This is a genomic window from Salinimonas profundi (assembly GCF_014750655.1).
Classification (GTDB): domain Bacteria; phylum Pseudomonadota; class Gammaproteobacteria; order Enterobacterales; family Alteromonadaceae; genus Alteromonas; species Alteromonas profundi_A.
In genome coordinates this window covers 915809-938005 of the sequence record NZ_JABBXD010000001.1, presented here as the reverse complement: position 1 = coordinate 938005, position 22197 = coordinate 915809, and the positions used below count along the sequence as shown (strand labels likewise).

At 46.4% G+C, this 22197-nt stretch carries 13 protein-coding genes; 5 read left to right on the top strand and 8 right to left on the bottom strand.

All coding sequences use genetic code 11. The annotated features are described in order from the left end of the window. Positions 1 to 130: 130 nt before the first annotated feature. Entirely contained in the window at positions 131 to 1135 is a 1005-nt protein-coding gene (locus tag HHX48_RS04075) for an adenosine deaminase (protein WP_191022420.1), read from the top strand. 104 nt (positions 1136 to 1239) lie between these two features. Here HHX48_RS04075 and HHX48_RS04070 read toward each other — a convergent pair whose 3' ends face one another. The 7 genes from HHX48_RS04070 to hflK all read right to left on the bottom strand — a co-directional run bounded on the left by HHX48_RS04070 (position 1240) and on the right by hflK (position 7876). Then, positions 1240 to 1506: a superinfection immunity protein gene (locus HHX48_RS04070; protein WP_317983472.1), complete on the bottom strand. Its 267-nt coding sequence runs from the start codon at positions 1504 to 1506 to the stop codon at positions 1240 to 1242. 111 nt (positions 1507 to 1617) lie between these two features. Further along, on the bottom strand, positions 1618 to 3039 hold the full coding sequence (locus HHX48_RS04065) for an MBL fold metallo-hydrolase RNA specificity domain-containing protein (protein WP_191022418.1): 1422 nt from the start codon (positions 3037 to 3039) through the stop codon (positions 1618 to 1620). Between the two features lie 79 nt (positions 3040 to 3118). Next, positions 3119 to 3643 carry an Hsp20/alpha crystallin family protein gene (locus tag HHX48_RS04060; protein ID WP_317983471.1) on the bottom strand — a complete coding sequence of 175 codons (525 nt, stop codon included), beginning with the start codon at positions 3641 to 3643 and terminating at the stop codon, positions 3119 to 3121. A 499-nt stretch (positions 3644 to 4142) separates the two neighbouring features. Next, a complete protein-coding gene (gene nhaA, locus HHX48_RS04055; RefSeq protein WP_191022416.1) occupies positions 4143 to 5510 on the bottom strand; it encodes a Na+/H+ antiporter NhaA in 1368 nt (455 codons plus the stop codon). Further along, the gene (locus HHX48_RS04050) at positions 5488 to 5676 is read right to left on the bottom strand and encodes a hypothetical protein (protein ID WP_191022414.1); all 189 of its coding nucleotides are present in this window, start codon (positions 5674 to 5676) and stop codon (positions 5488 to 5490) included. Before HHX48_RS04050 ends, nhaA begins: the two co-directional genes overlap by 23 nt. A gap of 162 nt (positions 5677 to 5838) precedes the next feature. After that, the gene (gene hflC / locus HHX48_RS04045) at positions 5839 to 6816 is read right to left on the bottom strand and encodes a protease modulator HflC (RefSeq protein WP_191022412.1); all 978 of its coding nucleotides are present in this window, start codon (positions 6814 to 6816) and stop codon (positions 5839 to 5841) included. Then, entirely contained in the window at positions 6809 to 7876 is a 1068-nt protein-coding gene (gene hflK / locus HHX48_RS04040) for an FtsH protease activity modulator HflK (RefSeq protein ID WP_191022411.1), read from the bottom strand. Before hflK ends, hflC begins: the two co-directional genes overlap by 8 nt. A gap of 1281 nt (positions 7877 to 9157) precedes the next feature. Between hflK and HHX48_RS04035 the strand changes: the two genes are divergently transcribed. From HHX48_RS04035 to HHX48_RS04025, 3 genes are all read left to right on the top strand, one after another. Further along, positions 9158 to 9871, top strand: coding sequence for a Crp/Fnr family transcriptional regulator (locus HHX48_RS04035; RefSeq protein WP_397541062.1), 714 nt, complete (start codon positions 9158 to 9160; stop codon positions 9869 to 9871). A 329-nt stretch (positions 9872 to 10200) separates the two neighbouring features. Continuing rightward, positions 10201 to 18744 (top strand): GH36-type glycosyl hydrolase domain-containing protein, encoded by an 8544-nt coding sequence (locus tag HHX48_RS04030; protein WP_191022408.1) that lies wholly within the window; start codon positions 10201 to 10203, stop codon positions 18742 to 18744. An 816-nt stretch (positions 18745 to 19560) separates the two neighbouring features. Next, the gene (locus HHX48_RS04025; protein WP_223857988.1) at positions 19561 to 20121 is read left to right on the top strand and encodes a hypothetical protein; all 561 of its coding nucleotides are present in this window, start codon (positions 19561 to 19563) and stop codon (positions 20119 to 20121) included. 241 nt (positions 20122 to 20362) lie between these two features. On the opposite strand, the gene HHX48_RS19020 is transcribed toward HHX48_RS04025, so the two are convergent. Continuing rightward, positions 20363 to 20827, bottom strand: a complete 465-nt coding sequence (locus HHX48_RS19020; RefSeq protein WP_191022406.1) for an Lrp/AsnC family transcriptional regulator — start codon at positions 20825 to 20827, stop codon at positions 20363 to 20365. A 142-nt stretch (positions 20828 to 20969) separates the two neighbouring features. Here HHX48_RS19020 and HHX48_RS04015 point away from each other — a divergent pair, with 142 nt between their 5' ends. Continuing rightward, entirely contained in the window at positions 20970 to 22010 is a 1041-nt protein-coding gene (locus tag HHX48_RS04015) for a zinc-dependent alcohol dehydrogenase family protein (RefSeq protein ID WP_191022404.1), read from the top strand. The last annotated feature ends 187 nt before the right edge of the window (positions 22011 to 22197 follow it).

The following is a 22197-nucleotide window of genomic DNA, read 5'->3' as shown; positions in this document are numbered from 1 at the left end:
AATAAGCAATATCATCAGACGCGGTGAACAATGCGCAATTGTGCTGGAACCAACAGTCAGGTGCAAGACATTGCATGTTATCGGTTTGTAACAACAGCGCCCGGCAGGGCCAATATTTAAAAGCGAACTTATGACTTTATCTTCTCTTATCTCTTCGGTACCCAAAGCTGAGCTGCATTTGCATATTGAAGGCTCGCTGGAGCCATCACTTATGTGGTCTCTGGCTGCCAAGCACAACATCACTCTGCCATACAAAAATGTGGCGCAAATCAAAGCGGCATACCAGTTTTCCAATCTGCAAAGCTTTCTGGATATTTACTATGCCGGTGCCAGCGTGCTGCTGGATGAAGACGACTTCTTTGCTTTGATGTGGTCTTACTTGTGTAAATGCAAAGAAGAAAACATTGTTCATACCGAGATAATGTTCGACCCGCAAACCCACACAGAGCGCGATATCGGATACGATATTTTTATGCCGGGTTTTTTAAAAGCGATAGATAAAGCCCGTCAGCAGTGGGGAATGAGTGTAAAACTCATATTGTCATTCTTGCGCCATTTGAGCGAACAAGAAGCATTCGATACGTTAGAACAGGCTAAGCCTTATTATCGTTACATTGATGCGGTGGGCCTGGATAGTTCTGAAAAAGGTCATCCTCCGGTAAAATTCAGGCGCGTGTTTGCCCAGGTCCGCAGGCTGGGATTTCGCATCGTGGCACATGCCGGTGAGGAAGGGCCCGCCGATTATATCTGGCAAGCTATTCACACACTGGGTGTAGACAGAATTGACCATGGTGTTCGCTGTCTGGAAGACCCGGAGTTAGTTGCGTTACTGAAAAAGCGGCAGATACCGCTGACGGTGTGCCCGCTGAGTAATCTTAAGCTGAAAGTGATTAATGATATGCGTCAGCATTCGTTATTCGCTCTAATGGATAAGGGGTTATTGGTTACCGTTAATTCAGACGATCCTACGTACTTTGGCGGTTATCTGAATCGTAATTTTGAAGCGCTGGATGCAGCACTGGGTATGACCAAAAATCAGTTACAGGCGTTGGTAATAAACAGCTTTAAAGCCAGCTTTTTAACACAAGATGAAAAAGCGCACTGGATTAAAGAAGTAAACCGTCACTTTTCCTAACCGGAGAAGATGACGGTATGCGTAGAAAGTGGCGGATATTGAACTACGCCGCGCGCTGGCTGCAGCAACGTGCGGCATAGTCGGTTCGTTATTATCTGTCCCGGCTAACCGCCGGCTTCCAATTTGGCTTTAACACGCTTGGGCAAATATTTTTCAGCCGCCTTACCTGTCACAGACCACACCATCAGTGCTGACCAGGCAACAACAGACAGGCCAGCCGGTACACAGGCGATGGCAATTAATTTGGCTTGACGCCGATTAAAAACCAGCGCCAGCAAAAAGGGTAAAAACCACACCAGCCCCATCGCCAGAATGATGACCGAAAGCTGTAATGCTGATGCATTTTCAAACTGGGTTAATATATCGTTCACGTTTAACTCTCCTTATTTCAGTGTTCTATCCCTAGTCTTGCTTCAGTGAACAATATTACAGTTTTTTATCCTCGACGGGGAAAAAAGTAGTCGTGCACTGCCTGTGGCGGTTTAAATATCGATAGTTTGCCCTGACACAGGGATCGTTGCATGGCAGTTTGCTTTCAATAAGGCTTGTCTGAGCGCTTTTTTGGCATCGTCTTCACCATGGACCAGATACAAAGGGGGGCGGGGAGTGTCAAAATGTGAAAACCAGTCAATAAGCTGTGACTGACTGGCGTGCGCCGAAAAGCCGCCCAATGTATGAATCTGAGCATTGACGGCAATCGATTCGCCAGCCATCTTTATGCGTTTCGCGCGATCCACCAACAAGCGCCCCGGGGTGCCGTTGGCCTGGTAGCCTACAAACACCACATGAGATTGATGTCGCCACAAATTGTGTTTTAAGTGATGTCGGATCCTGCCACCGTTACACATGCCACTTCCGGCAATAATGATAGCGCCACGTTCTACCCGGTTCAGTGCCATTGATTCCTGCGTAGTCACCGCGTAGCGTAGTGTGGGTAAAAAGCTGTGCAGACTTTTGTATTTGTAAGAATAGACATTATCGCCCGAGCGCTTCATCAGCTGCATATCTTCATGATTAAATACATCCTGATAGCGGTGATATATCTCAGTTACTGCTATTGCCATGGGGCTGTCTAAACATATCAGTTGCTGCGGCAGCTTACCTTGCTGGTACAGAGCGCCTAACCTGAAAATAATTTCCTGAGTCCGGCCAACCGCAAACGATGGGATCAGAATATTTCCCCCGTCAGCAGATGCGCGAGTAATGACTGATTCAAATTCATCCAGGGTGTCGGCAATGGAGCGATGCTCTCTGTCCCCGTAAGTCGACTCCATCAACACCACATCGGCGTGTGTGATACTGGCGGGATCTCTGAGTAGAGCAGCCTGCGCATTGCCCAGGTCGCCGGAAAAAACCAGCTTTCGGATTGGTAATGTGTCACTGATGAATAATTCAACAATGGAGGAGCCCAGAATATGACCCGCTTCACGCAGATTCAGCGTAATATCACGGGTAACAGCTAGCTCGTTCTCATAAGGCAGAGGCTGGCATAGTGCCAGCGTGTCCTCGACATCGTCCAGCGTATAGAGCGGGTCAATTTGCGGTTTGCCCGCACGAAGTCGGCGTTTATTCTCCCACTCGGTATCCCGCATTTGTAAGGAGGCTGCATCCTTTAACATGACATCAATTAAATCGCTGGTGGCCGGCGTCATATAAATCGGGCCTTTGTAGCCACGCCTGACTAGCAGCGGAAGCCGGCCTGAGTGATCCAGGTGTGCATGTGAAAGCACCACCGCATCAATGGATGTGGCATCAAAAGGGAAGGGGTCATTGTTGCTTGCCTCTACCTTACGACCGCCCTGAAACAGACCACAGTCTAAAAGTACGGTACTGGTGGCTGTTTTTAATAAATGCATGGAACCGGTGACACCATTTACCGCGCCAAGGAAGGTGAGAGTTGCCATACTGCCCCCATTTTTTAACAGTATTAATGATGAAGGTGGCCGCCCCATCCAGCAGGCGGCCAGCTTCGTGGTGTCGGTGTTACCGAATATCAATACGCCGTTTTTGAGGCTCAGTCTGTTGCGCTTTAGGCGCAGTTACCTTAAGAATGCCGTTCTCAAACGATGCAGTAATATCATTTTCCTGTACGGCATCGCCCACGGTGAAGCTTCGCTGGAAATGCCCGTAACGCCGCTCCTGACGTATTACCCGGCCTTCTTTTTCTTCTTTCTCATTTTGTTTCACCTCAGCACTTAGGGTAAGCACGCCATTGTGCAGCTCAAGATGAATATTCTCTTTATCAACACCGGGCAGTTCAGCGGCGATGATAAAGTGGTCGCCTTTGTCGGTAATATCAACTCTGGGGCTGAAAAAGCCCGGGTCGGAAGAGGAAAGGGGACTGAGAAAGTGATCAAATAAACTGTCGAGATCAAATCGGTTTTGGTTTGAGAGTTTGTTCATCGCTGTCTCCTCAATTTTGCCAGAAACAACGACCAGTAACTGCATGGTCGACTGGTAGTACATACCGCCAGTGATCATAGTATCGGGCTGAATTTCACATTGCACAAGCTCGCATCGTCGTTCTGTTGAGCAAGATCAAGGTTTATAAGATAAAAGAGAGACAAAACGTTAGTGCCCGGTATTTGAAAGCAAATTTCTAAGAAAGGAGCGAGTGGTTGTTCTCTTATTTTAGTCTGTGAGAGACTTCTAGATCTGCGCGCTTACTACATGTTATTCATTGAAGACTGACAATCCCATTCTTTCGTATTTTTCTTTGCGCTTAAACATGAATAAGTATTGTTTGAAGAAGCGGCGATTCAATTGGCTGTTTATTACGAATAGAGACTGCATTCATAAAATGGTGGCTTACGCTAAATTAATCTGAGAAATTTATCCCGAATAGCTACACCGATGTTGGTCAAAAGATCCTGAACACTTCAATATCAGGTAAGGCGGTAACCAAATGACAGGGGGTATCAAACAACCCAATGCGCAGCTTTCAAGCTTACGATATACCACTTAGCAACCCTTCTGATATGACAGTCACCTCTTTTCGACGGGCTCTTTATTCTTTTAATTTGCTGGCAGTGTGATGTCGAGTAATAAAAAATAACAACGCGATACCGATAACAGATGAGAATAAGGAGGCTGCGAGAATGCCTAATTTCGCGGCATTAATTAACGCAGGAGCGAAAGCTAAATTAGCGATAAATATTGCCATAGTGAAACCAATACCGGCTAAAATACCGCCCGCCAAAATTAATCCCCAAGATAAATCTGCAGGGCGTTCGGCAAGCTTAGTTTTTATGGCAAACCAACTAAACAAACAAATTCCGGCAGGCTTACCGAGCACAAAACCGAAGAATATTGCCAGAATAATCGAAGTTGGCATGTCTTGGTTACTCAAGGGAATACCTGCATTAGCGAACGCGAACAGTGGCATCACAACAAACCCAACCCAAGGGTGAAGTAAGATTTCTAATCTTTCTACCGGGGACAATGCTTCACGAGCAGCGGCCTCTGCGGTTTTTAACAGCCTGCTACGAAAAGCGTGCTGGTTTTTCTGCTCCGTCGCTATCGGACTCCACAGCGCATTGACAATATCATACAGTTTGCTCTCGTTAACCCACTTAGATGTCGGTGTCATCAAACCAAGCACTACGCCGGTGACGGTAGGATGAATACCGGCAGCATCAATAAATAGCCAAATAACACAACCCACAGCGAAGAACAAAGCCAAACTACGGATGCCTAAAGAAGACATACATTTAATCAGTGCGAAGCCGATAAAAGCACACCCTATAAACAACCAGTCAAGGTTGTTACCATAGCCCAGTGCAACGACTATTATTGCGCCAAGATCGTCAACAATTGCCAGCGATAACATAAATATGCGCAGACTCTTGGGTATTCGGGTCCCCAGTAATGCCAGGCAACCAATAACGAACGCTGTATCCGTTGCCATTACGGTTCCCCAACCGCGCTGGCCGACTTCGCCAAACTGGAAAAGAAGATAAATACTTGCAGGTACTATCATGCCGCCAATCGCTGCGGAAATTGACAACAATGCGAGTCGAGGTTTACGTAACTCTCCTAAAACCAACTCACGCTTGAGTTCTAATGCGATGAGAAAGAAAAAGAGCGTCATAACTGCATCGTTTATCCATGCGTGCAGAGAACGTTCAAATGAGATCGAGCCGATAGAGATCCCAATAGGAATTTTCCATAGTGCGGCAAATTCTGAACTGAAACCGGAGTTGGCTAAATAGAGCGCCAGCAGCGTAAACAGAAGTAATATTAGTCCTGCTGCTGCCTCTATCTTGAAGAAACGGCCTAAGGGTTGAGTTATCCAGTCAATAGGAGACTGCGGTAGCTGTTCTGCATTTCCTCTGCTTTTTGCAAGCAAGAACTTAGAAATGGTTCGTAGTTTCATCAGGATTAATCTCCTGAGACAATTCTGTCATTTGATGAAGATTAACGTTGCCATGAAAAATGGCATCCTGCCATTTTTTGCTCATGGTACCCATAAAACCGCAGATAATCGTCGTTGTTTTGGTAAACCAGATAGTAAACTTAATCCAATTATCATCTTTACTCATTCGCTACTCTCCGGGGTTTTATCGTTGATGCCAGAAGCATTGAAAACGAGACCGAGTAACTACTTATCAGTCAGGTGTTAACTACAAACCGGTGCCGACGCCTTAGATACCATTTCGCCTTGTCAACATTTTATCATTAGTAGTGCACGTCGCGGTTGTTTGCTATTTTTCCTCTGAGGTTGAGGTTTTAATATATTTATACATCTCACTGTCCGTTGATAATATGAGTGTTGTGCCATTGTCTACGATGGAAGGAAAAGCGGCCATGGTTCGGGTAAACTCATAAAAGCTGACAGCTTTTTCACTTTGATTATAGGCATCAGAATATATCTGTGCGGCAATGGCGTCGGCTTGTCCTCGAATTTTTTCAACCTGCAGATAGGCCTCCGACTGAATTTTGTTTAAATCGCGCTCGCGGTTTCCGCGGATCCTGGCAGCTTCGCCATGACCTTCAGAAAGAAAGCGCTCAGCAATTTGCCGTCGTTCACTCACCATTCTGTCGTAAATTTTGGGTCGCACACTGGCGTTGTAGTTAATCCTTTTAAAGCGGATATCCAACAGTTCAATGCCAAACACATTGACCTTTTCGGCTGCCGACTGAAAAATTTCATTTTCTACGACTTTGCGTCCTTTGTTAATTGGTACCAAAGTACCCATGTTGAGTGTTTTTTCGGCATCAGTAAGTAGTTCGTCGCGTTGTGGAACACGGTCCTTGGTAGTTCGGATGATTTCTATCAACTCGTGTTTGGCTACAGCGTTTCGAGTCTCACTGCCAAGTATGTCATCAAGCCTGGATTGCGCGCTTCGTTCATCACGCAGGCGTAAAAAATATTGTAATGGATCGATGATTCGCCAGCGTGCGAACAAATCTACAGAGATATACAGCTTATCCTTGGTAGGCATGTCAGAAGGATTGCCGTCCCATTCCAGTACACGTTTTTCAATAGGATTAACCTGCTGGATAAATGGTATCTTAAATTGCAAGCCCGCTGTTACGATAGGCTCTCCTACAGGCTTACCAAACTGGGTAACAACGACCTGTTCTACCTCTCCTACTGTGTACAGCGCACCTTTAATTAATGCTATCAACACAGCAATAAGTACGAAGCCGGTCACTGATAATAAGGTTGTTTTATTCATGGCGTGCAACCTCAACACTATCAAGATTAAGTAGTGGCAATATGCCTTGAGATTCAGTATCCAGAATGAACTTAGTGGTGACGTTGGGCATAATCTTTTGCATGGTTTCGAGGTAGATGCGCTTACGCGTGACCTCTGGTGCCTTTACATATTCAAAGTAGAGCGCATTAAATCTGGCAGTATCACCTTTTGCTTCGTTAATGCGTTTTAGACGATATCCATCTGCTTCCCGAATACGCTGATCCTTCTCTCCTTCTGCTAAAGGAATAACTTTGTTGTAGTCTCGTCGCGCTTCGTTTATCAGCTTTTCTTTTTCCTGCTGGGCTTGATTGACTTCATTAAAAGATTCCTGAACGGGTTCGGGGGGATTGATGTTCTTTAATTGTACCTGGTCGATACTAATACCCATGGCATATTTGCTTGATGTAGCCTGCATTTTAATCAGGGCTTCAGATTCAATTTGCTGTCGGCCAATAGTAATCACTTCATCTACTGTGCGGTCACCAACCACTTCACGCATTACCGATTCAGAAACATAGCGTAATGTTTCACTGGGTTCTCTCACCTCAAATAGAAATTTGACGGGGTCGGAGATACGGTATTGCACCACCCATTCAACTAACGCGGCATTTAAATCACCTGTCACCATTTGAGTTTCGCGCTGTGCGTCATTCTCACGTGGACTTTGCACCGGATCGGTGGCGTCGGGCGTGGTAAATCCAAATTCCTGTTTCAATTGTCTTTTTACCGGAACAATTTGAGTAGTTTCGATACCAAAGGGAAAGCGGAAGTGCAGACCCGGCGAAACATCGCCAACGTATTTACCGAACCTTTGCACTACGGCGACAGAGTCACTGGGAACGGTATAAATTGCGCTCCACAGACTGGCGCCTATAACAATGAACAGTAAAATAATAAAAAAAGCTACTGGACGACCGCGTCCCGGAATTAGTCTTTTAATTCGCTCAAAAAATTTCTTTGCCAACTTATCTATATCTGGTGGAGGCTCTCTGCTTTGCCATGGTGTGTGCGGGGAATTATTATCATTGGCTTGTGACATAATGTTTGCCTCTGGTTAGCGTCTGCGTATTGTTTCAATCTTACTTCTTCACGAAAAACCCCTAAGTAATTTGACAGTCAGCTTCTGAATGAGGGCTAGATAAATGTCCGCTCGATAAAAATACTCTCAACGCTGCTGGTTGGGTGAGTGGGTGCGATTTCATACTGCAACTCACTTTTTCTATTGCTTAGCATCAGCAAGCGAGTCGCCTGAGTATTGATATATTCGGTGCGTAATTGCACTGTTGTCTGGCAACATATAGCGCCGGCTTCCCACGCAATCCAGGGTATTTACCGGTCAAAAAAAGCGGCATTGGTAACTATCTTTTATAGTCTGCTATTGCTGTTTTCCGACATTGCATTAAGCAATGTACTTTGGGCGAGGTGTGTCCTATGGCGTCTTACCTCAGACTACGTTGCCGAGCTACCAGGGGCCTGTGCCGCTGTATAGCTGAGAACTACGCATCAGGGATGCTGCTACTGCTGCAAAAGCAACACTTTGGGCCAATGCAGATTAACAACGTTCGTGGTTTCACCGAGCTCTATTAGATGTAAGTGACAGCGCTTGTTGATGTAGTGCGTTTTGTCGAAGGGCAGTAATCTGAATTGCTCAAAGACCCAGCCATTATTAGTCATTGCTTTTGGCCAATAACGATTAAAAAGCGGTACAACAGCGTTGATTTTCCTATTCAATAGCATAACCGCGGCCGGTTGTAGATTGTCGACGCTCATCGTAACCTTTGCCATCGGGGCAAGCCTATGCAGTTGATTTGATATTATGAGCATAATCTACTTCATCGTACATGTATGTTCGATAGCAAACATACATGTAATTAATTCAAACTTTATGAGAGATCATAAAAAAAGCATCGCGTGGTAAGCGGTTAGTAACTTATACAGAGTTATTCGTACCACTAATTACCAACTTTTTACTGCAAGGTTTTGCAACAAAATAGCACTAATTACACATGATAGCCGTTTGAACCGGCTATCATTTATCATCAGAGAAATAGGACAAGCGCATAAACTGGATTTTGATAGCCTGTGAGAATTACTGGCGGGGTATTGTTATCTTACATACAGAACAAGCGTTTAGACTATACTTTCCCCGTTAACTTCTGAAGTGATTAGATAGAGAGTGAAGTGCAGTGAAAAAACCGTTCTTGGTTATTCACTGCCTTGCCAATTCAGACCAGAAATAACGCAGCACCTCAACATTTTTTATCGAATAACGCGTAGCTGATGATGTGAAGGGCTAAACGCGATAAAAGGACTCAACATGATGGAACCATTACAAAACAGACTTTTGTCGGCGCTGGAAAAAAACTCAAAAGAGCATATTTTTCCACACCTCAGTTTAACGTCTCTTCCTTTGGGAAAAGTACTTTATGAATCGGGCGAAAAATTAGAGTATGTCTATTTCCCTATTGACGCTATCGTATCACTATTGTTTGTAATGTCAGACGGCGCATCGGCAGAAATATCGCTGGTTGGTAACGAAGGATTGGTCGGTATCTCTGTGTTTATGGGCGGGGGCAGCACACCAAGTCGGGCGATTGTGCAAAGTGCAGGTTCTGCATATCGATTGCCTGCGGCGATACTTCGTCAGGAATTTAATAGCGAATCTCAAATCAGACTTTTACTGCTAAGGTATACACAAGCGCTTATAACGCAAATGTCGCAAACAGCAGTTTGCAACAGACATCATAAAATAGATCAACAATTGTGCAGATGGTTACTGCTTTCGCTTGACCGCCTACCTGATAATAAATTAACGATGACCCAGGAACTTATCGCAAATATGCTGGGCGTGCGTCGTGAGGGCGTAACAGAAGCTGCGGGGAAACTGCAGCGAGCGGGCATAATAACCTATCATAGGGGGCATATTACTGTGATTGACCGACCAAAGTTGGAAGCGTTGTGCTGTGAGTGTTATCAGGTGGTTAAGGATGAAACTGACAGGCTTGAAGCTTTTGATTCAAAGTCGGGTAATTAGTAGCACAACTCATCTCAGTTATCTTTTAGCGTTAAGCGCGATAATACGCGTCGCGAAAGTACACAAAAATAAGTTCAGACCTTCCCGTTCATCATAATAGCAGCGAATGTAACGATGTGTGGGATATCGTACCGACAACATCCAAACTCAACGCTATGCTTACTCTGATAATCTTACCGTGCTTTCTCTGGCTAGCGACTTGTTAAAAGATGACATCTACGCGAACTTCCCCCTGAAGAGAAAAGCTTTCTTGTTCAACAACAAAGAGACCAGTGTTTATTTTTACATAGTAAACAGGCTTATTGTTATCCGAATTAAAGGTGCGTTCTATGTCAATTCGATCCACCAGACGTTCTGCCAGCTTTGCTCCTCCCTGGAATGATTCACATCCTGTTCGAGAAGAATTGTTAAGTATGGAGCGCTTGGCGCAGCATGCCAGAAGCCTGGCCTTGACGCAGAAAATTGCGTTACACCCTCAAAAAGTTGTCGCTTTGACAAAGCGGCTTGACGACAACGCTAAAGTATTGGCCCAGGTATACTATGACAATGCCTCGGCGCTCAAGGAGGGCGATAAAATTGCACCGGCATCAGAATGGCTTTTGGATAACTACCATGTTGTAGATGCACAGATTTGGAACGTGCGAAAAGACCTTCCCAAACACTTTTATAATCAGTTGCCTAAGTTATTGGAGGGCCCCTTTAAAGGTTATCCGCGCGTGTTTGGTATTGCGTGGGCATACGTTGCTCATACTGATAGTCACTTTGATATCAACACGTTTTATCACTTCATGACCCGGTATCAACAGGTTGTCCCCCTATCTATTGGCGAGTTGTGGGCAGTGTCTGTTACCATTCGAATAGTACTTATTGAAAATCTGCGTCGCCTTTCAGAACAATTGGCGGTCGGTCATACAGAGCGCATGAACGCAGATGCACTGGCAGACGCTATTTTAAGATTATCTGTGGATAGTGCAGGGCAACCTTCAGATCAAGTTACTTATCCGGCCGACGATATAACTAATATTTTTGCTGCACAATTAGTGAAACGTTTGCGCGGTCAGGATGCGTCTATGACCTCAGCACTAATATGGCTTGAGCGAGCTCTGGACAAGCAAAATATGTCATTTGCCGATGTGGTACAAAAGGCTTCGCTGCAACACAGTATCGCAAATGTAAGCATGCAAAATGTTATCAATAGTATGCGACTAATAGCGGATATTAACTGGAACGTTCAGTTCGAACGAATCAGCTGTGTCGAACAGACGCTTCGTAAACATGTCAGCTATTCGCAGATGGACTTCTCTACCCGAAATCTCTATCGCACCTGTATAGAAAAACTCGCTTTGGGCTCCTTATTCAGTGAGCTGGAGGTTACAAAGAAATTGTTGGATGTTGCGCGTAGCGCTGCTGGGAATGAAAGCGATGAGACAGAAGCGAGACGAATGGCGGACCCGGGGTTTTACCTTATTGGGCAAGGACGGCTGGACTTTGAAAAAATTATCGGGTTTGAGCCTCCGTTGTCGTTGAGATTCTTTAGGCTTTACACCACTTGTGGGCTGATGGGGTATTTAACGTCTATAGCGCTGCTCACTGTCGTATTGATGGTAATTGCTATTAGCACTCTGACTTCCCTAGCTACAGTGACAATATGGGTGGTAGGCGTTCTGCTTCTGATACCTGCCAGCGAGCTGGCTATACTTCTGACCGACCGGCTTATTACATCTACGCTTAGTGCCAGGTTGCTGCCGGCTATGGCGCTAGAGCAAGGGGTACCCGAACAATTTCGTACTGTTGTTGTCATTCCGGCGTTAATGACAAACGAACAGGATTTATTGCATCTGGTGAATCAACTAGAGGTTCATCATCTTACATACAAAGATGATGAACTTGCTTATATATTATTGATTGATGGTGCTGATGCGCCTACTGAAGTTCTTAAGGATGATGCGCGAATGCTTTCACAGGTAAGTGAGAAAATAGCAGCGTTGAATCAACAATATGGTAAGAATGTTACGGGGCAACGATTTCATGCGCTTTATCGGTGTCGACTTTACAATCCTGGCGAGTCAAGCTGGATGGCGTGGGAGCGTAAACGTGGCAAACTTCATGAGTTAAACCGGTTATTGCGTGGCGCGAGTAAGACGAGTTTCACTGCAGTTGATGGCAGCGAACCGCAGTTACCTCCTAAGGTGCGCTTTGTCATCACATTAGACGCTGACACTCAGCTTTCGCGTGATGCTGTGAGAAAGCTCATTGGCAAAATGGCACACCCGCTTAACCGGCCACGTGTCGATACGCATTTTCACCGTGTCGTCTCCGGTCACGGGATTTTGCAACCCAAGGTTACGCCGTCTATGCCTGTAAACGGAGAAGGGTCCTGGTATCAGCATGTTTTTTCTAGTCCTGGCGGCATTGAAGCATACATTAGTGCGCGATCAGATGTTTATCAGGATCTTTTTGATGAGGGCTCCTACACTGGCAAGGGCATTTATGACATTGACGCATTTGAAGCCTCGCTGGATGGACGAGTGCCCGATAATACTTTATTAAGCCATGACTTATTTGAAGGTGTGTTTGCTCGTGCAGGGCTGGTCTCAGATATTGAGTTTATTGAGGCATTTCCCAGCCGATATGATTCTGATGTTAAGCGTCAGCATAGATGGATAAGGGGCGATTGGCAGCTACTTCCATGGTTAATTGACAGACAAAAAAAGAGTGGCAACAAAACATCAACATTAGGAAAGTGGAAAATACTGGATAATCTGCGGCGCTCTTTAGTTTTACCTTTACTGTTGCTGCTGATAGTTACTGCCTGGTTTCTGCCATTATTTGCGACCATTACGTTATTGAGTGTCGTACTGCTCACCCTCGCAATGCCCTTCTTTTTACCTCTGTGTTTTTTACTGACATCTTATCGCCAAAGTCAGGGAAAGCTCACCAATCATTTTAAAATGTGGCTGGCTGATGCGCTTTTAGCCTGCAAGCATATTCTACTTTCTCTGGTTTTTTTGCCGGATAAGACCTGGTGGACCTGCGATGCAATATTTAGAACCTTGGTGCGTGTCATTTATAGCCACAAAAATATGTTGCAATGGATGCCCGCCGCGCAGCAGGAGAGTAGCCCTTATCTCTCCATTACTCAGTGTTATAAACGAATGGTCTTCGGTACAACGTTGTCGATAATTTTGTGCCTGTTAACCGTCATCGTTTTACCACCGGTATGGCCACTGGTGCTGCCCTTTGCACTCATATGGATAAGCGCGCCAGCTATTGCATTTTGGATCAGCCGTCCTCGTTTCAGTGCTTTTTTACCAGCCTCAGATAGTTGTAGAAAAGAGCTCAGAGACATCGCACGCAGTACCTGGCGATTCTTTGAACAGTTCGTTACTCCTGGTGACAACATGTTACCGCCGGATAATTTTCAGGAAGATCCAAAGCCACAGGTTGCTCATCGGACTTCTCCGACAAATATAGGCCTATATTTACTATCGGTATGTTGCGCCAGAGATTTCGGTTGGATTGGATTAGACGCTGCACTGCAGCGACTCGAAGGTACCTTCGATACGCTGGATAAACTGCCAAAATTTAAGGGGCATTTTTATAACTGGTATGGTACCAAATCTCTGGAGTCGCTATTACCCGAATATGTTTCTTCTGTAGACAGCGGAAATTTGGCAGGGCATTTGATTGCGCTCGCAAACTCGTGCGAAGAGTGGCATAGCCTGGCGTACGACCATCAGCTATTGGCCGGATTACAGGATAATGTCAGGCTGCTACGCGTGCAGATCCAAACTCATGAAGATGCTTTCCATAGCGTTGCCAACCCGCTGCAAAAGCTTTTAGACGAGCTAAATGGGAAACTGACGGAATCGCCTGCTTTCGAGCTCACTGAACTTCAACCAGTTCAAATTCTGGTAAATAAAATTAGCACAATGATCAATTCGGTTGGTGCTGAGCAAGCGCAAGATGCTCGTTTTTGCATCAACGCCTGTGTTCGTCGGCTATTGGAATATAATGACGATAAACGACTGATACTTAATGACAGTCCAGGATTAACAAAAAGAATTAACGATATGTGCAATCGTGCAAGAGCGATGGCTCTGGCGATGAATTTTAAAGTATTGCTCAATGAAGAAAGAATGTTACTTTCTATTGGCTTTTCTATACAGGAGAACTCCCGTGACGCCGGTTGTTATGACCTTCTTGGTTCAGAAGCTCGGCTGGCCAGCCTTTTTGCGATTGCTAAAGGTGATATTCCTACCAAACATTGGTTCCGATTAGGGCGCAGCGCGACGCCTGTTGGCTTTGGTGCAGTGCTACTTTCCTGGTCAGGCTCCATGTTTGAGTATTTAATGCCTTCACTGGTGATGAGGGCGCCTTCTGGTAGCCTGATTGAACAAACAAATCGCCTGGTAGTCCATTGTCAGCAAGAATACGGCAGGCAGCTATCTATGCCGTGGGGGATTTCAGAATCGGCTTTTTTTGCTCGGGATTTAGAGTTCACCTATCAATATTCAAATTTTGGTGTTCCCGGACTGGGATTAAAACGCGGGCTTGCTGAAGATCGAGTAATTGCACCTTATGCCAGTGGTTTAGCAACAATGATACAGCCTAAGGCAGCGTGTAAAAATTATCGCAGGATTGCAGATTTAGGTGGCCGCGGCAGATTTGGTTTTTATGAAGCGCTGGACTTTACCATCAGTCGCCTGCCTGCCAACACAACAACCTGCATCGTACGTAATTTTATGGCCCATCATCAGGGTATGACCATCGTTGCTATTTTTAATGCGTTGCATGGGGGCCTGATGCGCAACCGCTTTCACCGCGAACCAATGATCCAGGCGTGTAACTCGCTGCTCCAAGAAAGATTGCCCCGTAACGTTGCCTTGAGTCACCCTGCGATGGAAATTAATGCATCAGAAGAAATCAGGAAAACACAAACTAATGTAGAACGAGTATTAGATCCCAAAGCACCTGGCGCGCCGCAAACACACGTACTATCAAACGGCAGATACAGTGTCATGTTAACCGCGGCAGGTGCAGGTTACAGTCACTGGAAAAACATGGCAATCACTCGCTGGCAGGCTGACAGCACCTGTGATAGCGATGGCTTTTTTATTTTTATCCGTGATACCGCAACTGATAAACTGTGGTCGACAACGTTACAGCCTATTGGCTCCAGTGCATATTGCCAAAACGGACGTTTCGCTGAAGATTATGCGCAATTTTCACATCGACAGCAAACGTTAACCAGTACTATGGAAGTGGTAGTTTCAGGAGAAGATGATGGAGAAGTCCGGCGTGTTTCGTTGCATAACAACGGTCTTAAGTCAAAGAAACTGGAATTGACTTCCTATGCTGAACTTGTCTTAGGAAATGCAGCGAACGATAACGCTCACCCCGCATTTTCAAAACTGTTTATACAAACCTTCCTGCACAAAGATTCTGGCGCGTTGATTGCCCGGCGCCGACGGCGAACCCTTGATGAGCCCGAAATCTGGGCTGCACATTTCGCGGTAGTTGAAGGCCAGGAGTTTGCTAAAGAACAATATGATACAAGCCGTCAGTCATTCATCGGTCGTGGCAACAGCATTCATAGTGCCGCTGCTATGGCTATAAAAGGGCAGTCAGGGAGCACGCCGTTAAGCCAGTCACTGGGCTCGGTAATAGACCCTGTCTTCTCTGTTCGAAAGCATGTCATAGTTCCTGCAGGCGGGTGCGCCCGCGTTTCGTTTTGGATAGTGGTGGCGTCTTCCCGTCAGGCGCTAATAGAGCTTATCGACAGACACTACGAATCTAACGGCTTCGCCAGAGCCAAAACTTTAGCCTGGACGCAAGCCCAGGTTCAGTTAAGACATATGAATATTGAATCAGGGCAGGCGGCGCTTTTTCAGCAGATGCTCGCGCCCGTGCTTTACCTCGATAGGCGCTATCGAAACGTTGCACACAGACGTGACTCTAACTTGCAAAACCAATCATTATTATGGAAAGAGGGTATCTCTGGTGACCTGCCCATCGTGTTAATTCGAATCGATGATGTTCTAGACATGAGCCAGGTGGAGTTGCTTCTCAGTGCTCACGAGTACTGGACAATGAAACAGGTAGCTGTTGATTTGATAATAATTAATGAACATCAGGCATCTTATTTCCAGGATTTACAGACGACAATTGAATCGGCGCTTCGTCGCAACCAGGCACGTCCACACGTCACTTCCAAACATGATGATGCAGTAGCCCGGGGTAACGTATATGTTTTGCGTTCTGACCTGCTTCATTCAGGCGTACACTCGCTGCTGATGAGTGTCGCAAGACTTTCGTTATCAGCCAGTCAGGGCAGTATTGGACGACAGGTGGACTGGCTGACAGAAAATAACGAATCGAAGCCAGATGCTCACTATAGCGAATCCGTCGAGCCCGCCGTTGGTAGTAATGCTAATGATATTGACCCTGAAAAGTTGCAATTTTTTAATGGCTTTGGGGGCTTTGGTGAGGAGGGGAAGGAGTACATCATTGTTTTGACGGCTGATAGGAACACGCCTGCTCCCTGGATCAATGTGGTCGCCAACGACAGGTTTGGCTGCTTGTTGGCAGAAGATGGTTGTGGATACACCTGGGCGCAAAATAGCAGAGATAATCAGCTGACCCCCTGGTTCAATGATGCTACAACAAACCCTTGCGCAGAAGCGATTTATATTAAGGATGAAGAAACGAATACATTAACTGGGCCAACGAGTAATCCTGTCAGGGATGATGGAACCTATACGATTAGGCACGGTTGGGGCTATAGCGTGTTTTCTCATGAGGCAAATAATCTTACAATAACCGCTACACATCTGGTCACTAACAGTGACCCGGTTAAGCTGATCAACGTGTGTATAACTAATCTTACTTCTAAAGTCCGCAGGCTTTCGATTACCAGCTATACAGAGTGGGTATTAGGCCAAAACCGATCTGCAAATGCGCCTTTTCTCATCACTACGTTTGACCAAGCGACAGGGGCGATGACTATCCAAAACCCCTGGTCTAACGAGTTTGCCGGTGCAACTGCCTTTATTATGATGCAAGCACCTGTTACAGCCTGGACCGGCGATAGAACTGAATTTCTCGGGCGACACGGTACTCATGCTCATCCTTTGGCGCTTACCTCGAAAACAAAATTGTCCGGTTCAACAGGTGAGGGGTTTGATCCTTGTTCGGTATTACAGCAGACAGTGACATTGAAAGGCCACTCAGAACACAATCTGGTCATTGTTATGGGCCAGGGAGATACGCTGGAAGAAGCGAATCAGCTTATTCATCGTTATCAAAAGCGGTCATTTTGTGAGGAACTCACTGATGTTAAGCATAAGTGGGCGGATTTACTGGGTAACGTCCATGTCAACACGCCTGATAGCGCAATGAATATCATGCTCAACGGCTGGCTTTCATATCAAACTCTTTCCAGTCGGATATTTGCGCGGTGTGGGCTTTACCAGGCCAGCGGCGCCTACGGTTTTCGCGACCAGTTGCAAGACGGGATGGCGCTCACATTGTGTCAGCCTGCTTTGACTCGAGCGCATCTCCTACGCGCCGCCGGGCGCCAATTTAAAGAAGGGGATGTGCAGCATTGGTGGCTTAGCCATTCTGGCAAAGGGGTGAGAACACATATTTCCGATGACCGTGTATGGCTGGCGATTGCCACTGCAAACTATGTGCAATCAACAGGGGATACGTCTGTACTGACTGAAGAAATCCCTTATATTGAAGGACCATCATTAGCACAGTCTGAGCATGATGCATTTTTTGTCGCGGCTATATCCACGAACACCGATAGTTTGTACGAACATTGTGTGCTGGCCTTGCAAAGTAGCCTAGATACGCTTGGGGCGCACGGTCTGCCATTAATGGGTACAGGGGATTGGAATGACGGTATGAACACTGTGGGCAACCAAGGCAAAGGAGAAAGCGTTTGGTTGGGCTGGCTGCTTTGTTATGCGCTCGATGAGTTTGAAAGCATCGCCCGGATGCGAAACACGCCGCTTGACCAGTCACGATGCAAGCAATGGCAAACACAATCAGAGCATTTACGCCAAGCACTTGAAAACGCATGGGACGGCAACTGGTATAAACGGGCGATATTTGACAACGGCCAGTGGCTGGGCACTTCAGAAAATGACGCCTGTCGTATCGATTCTATATGTCAATCCTGGGCTGTATTGGCTAACGGCCCTGTAGAAAAATCGGCGCGTGCCTTGGCATCGGTAGAAAAATGGCTTTTAAAGCCAGAATACCGAATAAGCTTGCTGTTTACACCACCATTTGATAATACCGATCTTGAACCCGGCTATATCAAAGGCTATCCACCAGGCTTCCGCGAAAACGGTGGCCAGTACAGTCATGCCGCAATGTGGAACATTTTTGCGCTGGCAAAGCTACATCACAATGAATCAGCACATGCGCTGTTTGACATGCTCAATCCTGTAACTCATGCAAATTCGGCTGAGACGTGCCTGAGGTATTGTGTAGAGCCTTATGTAGTTGCAGCTGATGTTTATTCTGTCGCGCCGCATATCGGTCGGGGAGGGTGGAGCTGGTACACCGGTGCTGCCGGTTGGATGTTCCGAGCAGGGTTAGAAGCAATTCTAGGTGTTCAGCTTAGAAACAAAAAGCTTATTATTCATCCGTGTATCCCTTCATCGTGGCCGGGATTTACCGCAACAATTAAAACCAAAAAGTCTCAATACGCGATTTCTATCAGACGAAGCTGCGCAAACGCCAGGCGTTCAGAAAGCCAGATCGATGGTGAATATCATATGGTGGAGGGGACAGCGTTGTGTATTTGCGTACAGCCGGGGCGTCATGCCGTGAAAATCGTTCTCCATAATAAGCATTAACTATCGGTAGCGCCGGGTAATGATAGAAATCAAAGCGGATATTTTTAAATATATTGAACGATTTCATAATCCAAAAATGCAAAGCACAGCGGTAAATCGGTCGGCACACTTCAACTTTACTAAAGCGTCAGTAAAAAACGATGTAGATCCTATTCATTTTCCGAGGCAATCCGCTTCCGGTTAATGAAACTTAACTGTTGAACGAGGTGGATCTTAAAACCTCGTGTTACGAAATCAGTATCAGCGCAGTACAGCTTAACGCTCGAAAATCATACGCTAAAGCGCTCGCTAAGCAGGCGGGTGAACGATAATGCAGATTGATGTAATCAACATCTACCTGAATTGGGGCTACCGGCACTCAATAGACGGTTGACGCGAAAGTTCTTAATGAGCGAAAGGTGACCCAAAACGATGACACGCCTCGCCATAAACAAGAAGCCGATCTCAACGCTCGCGGTTATATCGGAGGGGGCTGATCTGGCTACTTTGCACATTGAGGACGTGTCACAGGGTTCAATAGCATGCCGCACGATTTATACAGGCAATTATATTAGGAATCTGACAGACACAAATATGTCTGATCTTATCTGTGCGTGGTTGGAAGGGAGAGGATGCGAACGGGGGGGGGCAGCAGTGAGTATAGCTTTCGTTTAGTGGCAATAATTCCAGTAAACATTGTATTGTACAAAAAATGTACGATACTTTTAAGGCTGGACTTTTCCGGCAAATAACAGACTTTATTGCGTGCAGCGCAGGGAAGTTTGCCATTCTGGTACGAGTTGGTAAATAGAGTCACCATTCTGGGAGGAACCAAAAATGAATATCCGCTTAAGACTTTTACTCTTAATGGCGATAGCCCCTCTGAGCGCTGTGGGAATGGCCGAAGAATCCAAGCAAGCCAAAATAGCGCGCGCATTATCAGCGGCCCCTGATTCTGTCAGTGCGCAGGCGACTGTGATGGACGGCGACGGCACGATTTTACAAGAAGGGACCAATGGATGGACGTGTTTACCAGATACACTGGAGGGTGACAAGGCCCCGATGTGTAATGATGAAACATGGATGGAAATGATGACTGCTGTTGGTAGCCAGTCTGACTTTGTTGCTGACAAAATCGGCATCTCCTACATGTTGCAGGGTGAACCGACAGGGTCGGGCGTCAGTAATTCCTCGCCACATCACCCTAATCATAAACAGGCGGAAGACTATGTAGAAACAGGGCCGCACCTTATGATTATTGTTCCAAAAGCGCTGTTAAAGGGCATTACCACTGACCCTAATGAAGGCGGCCCCTATGTGATGTGGGCAGACACGCCTTATGCCCATATCATGGTGCCGGTCGCGTTAGAAGGTAAAGCCGTTATTACCAAGCAGTAATACTTGTTACTTGCGCACGGACATTTACGCGTGCGCAGGTGCCAAAACCTGCCGCTTGTGGTGTCTTAAATTGACTCACTCGCAATCGTGGGGGGGGGGAAAGGCCCCAATTCGAGATTTTTCTTTATTCTTTCCCTTGGCATGGCTCGTTATCTACAGTAAAGGTTACAACGGGTGCATGGCTCATGGCCGAGGCAACGGTCTGTTTTCAGCGGCAAATAAAGATAAAATGTCATTTGGTTCACCGAAGCGGCAGCCGGGTAGATGAGGTTATTTCTCTTAACGACAAGCTTGAGCTAATCGTCGATACACCTTTTAACTTTCTCAACACCTCTTCGACAAACCGGCTGTACTCATCAAGATCTTTGGCTACGATCTGTAATAAAAAGTCGGCATCGCCGGTCGTATTATGACAGGACAACACCTGCTCAGACTCTTTGATAACCCGCTCAAAATGCGCTGTGGTCTCAGTATCATGATCAACATATGTCAGTTGTACGAAGGCAACAACGCCATATCCCAGCTTGCGGCGATCAAGATTTGCCTGGTACCCGTGTATATAGCCCTTTTGTTCCAGACTTTTCGTTCGCCTCCAGCACGCCGCTTCGCTGATTGAAAGTTCGGCTGCAATTTTGGCGTTGGACAATCGACCATCTGACTGCAGACGCTTTAAAATCGCTATATCTTTGCTATCAAGCTGCTCCACTTAAAGAATCCTTCGTATTGGGTGTTTATAAAGAAAGATGTTTACACGACTGCGTAATAAATAACAGTTAATGGAAAAGTAATTTCACACCATATAGGTAAACTGAGATGACTCAATCAATGGTACTGAGAGGTGGAAATCAATGAAAGCTGTGGTATTTGAAAAATTCGGAGAGTCACCGAAGCTCATGCAGGTTAATGATCCTGCGCCTCATCCCGATGGCGTTGTCATCAAGGTTAAAGCAACAGGTGTTTGTCGCAGTGACTGGCATGCCTGGATGGGACATGATCCGGATATCGTACTACCACATGTTCCGGGGCACGAATTTGCGGGTATCGTTGAAGCTACTGGCAAAAATGTACGTGGTTTCAAAGTTGGTGACCGCGTCACTTCGCCTTTTATCAGCGCCTGTGGCAGGTGTAGCGATTGCGCCTCTGGTAATCAGCAGGTTTGCTCAAATCAGACGCAACCAGGATTTACACACTGGGGGTCATTCGCCGAGTTTGTTGCCATTGATCATGCGGATGCAAACTTGATCGCGCTACCTGAAGAGATGGCCTATTCTACGGCAGCCAGTCTGGGGTGCCGGTTCGCTACATCATTCCATGCCGTGGTTGATCAGGGGGCCGTGTCGGCTGGGCAGTGGGTTGCCGTTCACGGCTGTGGTGGTGTTGGTCTTTCTGCCATTATGATTGCCGCCGCGTTAGGCGCGCGCGTTATCGCAATCGACCTATCTGATGAAGCGCTGAAATTAGCCGACAAATTTGGCGCTGCCGCAACAATCAATGCGAATCAGGTGGAAGACGTCGTTGAGGCAATTCTCGAACTGACAAAAGGCGGTGCACACGTTTCACTCGATGCACTGGGTCATCCGGTTACAGCCGTTAATTCGGTCAAATCACTCCGGCGCCTGGGGCGGCATATCCAGGTAGGGCTGTTACTAGCGGATCAATCTACGCCGCCTATTCCTATGGATAAGGTGGTTGCAAATGAACTTATGATACTCGGTAGTCACGGCATGCAAGCGCATCGGTATGATGCAATGCTCAACATGATTCTGTCGGGTACGCTCGCTCCGGAAAAACTTCTGGGCCGCTCTATTTCCCTTGAAGAATCGATCTCAGCGTTAACATCAATGGACCAGACAAGTTCACCTGGCGTAACGGTGGTGACGCAATTTTAAGGGATGGTCAGTCTGTTGTTGAGTTGCCAGAACGGCAAAGAAAAAAACCGATGAGCATCAGGGCACAAGAAAGCGGATGAAAGCGCATCTGGATCTGTGGATTAACGGTGCACCGGTTGCCTCACGGTCAATGTCCGCAAGTGACACAACGCTACGCCCGAACGGGTTTGCCAGCGCCCTCATTTAC

What these genes read in the sequence shown, in the direction of transcription:
- HHX48_RS04075 (WP_191022420.1), top strand. Translation starts at nt 131, where the DNA reads ATGACTTTATCTTCTCTTATCTCTTCGGTACCCAAAGCTGAGCTGCAT.
- HHX48_RS04065 (WP_191022418.1), bottom strand. Translation starts at nt 3,039, where the DNA reads ATGGCAACTCTCACCTTCCTTGGCGCGGTAAATGGTGTCACCGGTTCC.
- nhaA (WP_191022416.1), bottom strand. Translation starts at nt 5,510, where the DNA reads ATGAAACTACGAACCATTTCTAAGTTCTTGCTTGCAAAAAGCAGAGGA.
- HHX48_RS04050 (WP_191022414.1), bottom strand. Translation starts at nt 5,676, where the DNA reads ATGAGTAAAGATGATAATTGGATTAAGTTTACTATCTGGTTTACCAAA.
- hflC (WP_191022412.1), bottom strand. Translation starts at nt 6,816, where the DNA reads ATGAATAAAACAACCTTATTATCAGTGACCGGCTTCGTACTTATTGCT.
- hflK (WP_191022411.1), bottom strand. Translation starts at nt 7,876, where the DNA reads ATGTCACAAGCCAATGATAATAATTCCCCGCACACACCATGGCAAAGC.
- HHX48_RS04035 (WP_397541062.1), top strand. Translation starts at nt 9,158, where the DNA reads ATGGAACCATTACAAAACAGACTTTTGTCGGCGCTGGAAAAAAACTCA.
- HHX48_RS04030 (WP_191022408.1), top strand. Translation starts at nt 10,201, where the DNA reads ATGTCAATTCGATCCACCAGACGTTCTGCCAGCTTTGCTCCTCCCTGG.
- HHX48_RS04025 (WP_223857988.1), top strand. Translation starts at nt 19,561, where the DNA reads ATGAATATCCGCTTAAGACTTTTACTCTTAATGGCGATAGCCCCTCTG.
- HHX48_RS04015 (WP_191022404.1), top strand. Translation starts at nt 20,970, where the DNA reads ATGAAAGCTGTGGTATTTGAAAAATTCGGAGAGTCACCGAAGCTCATG.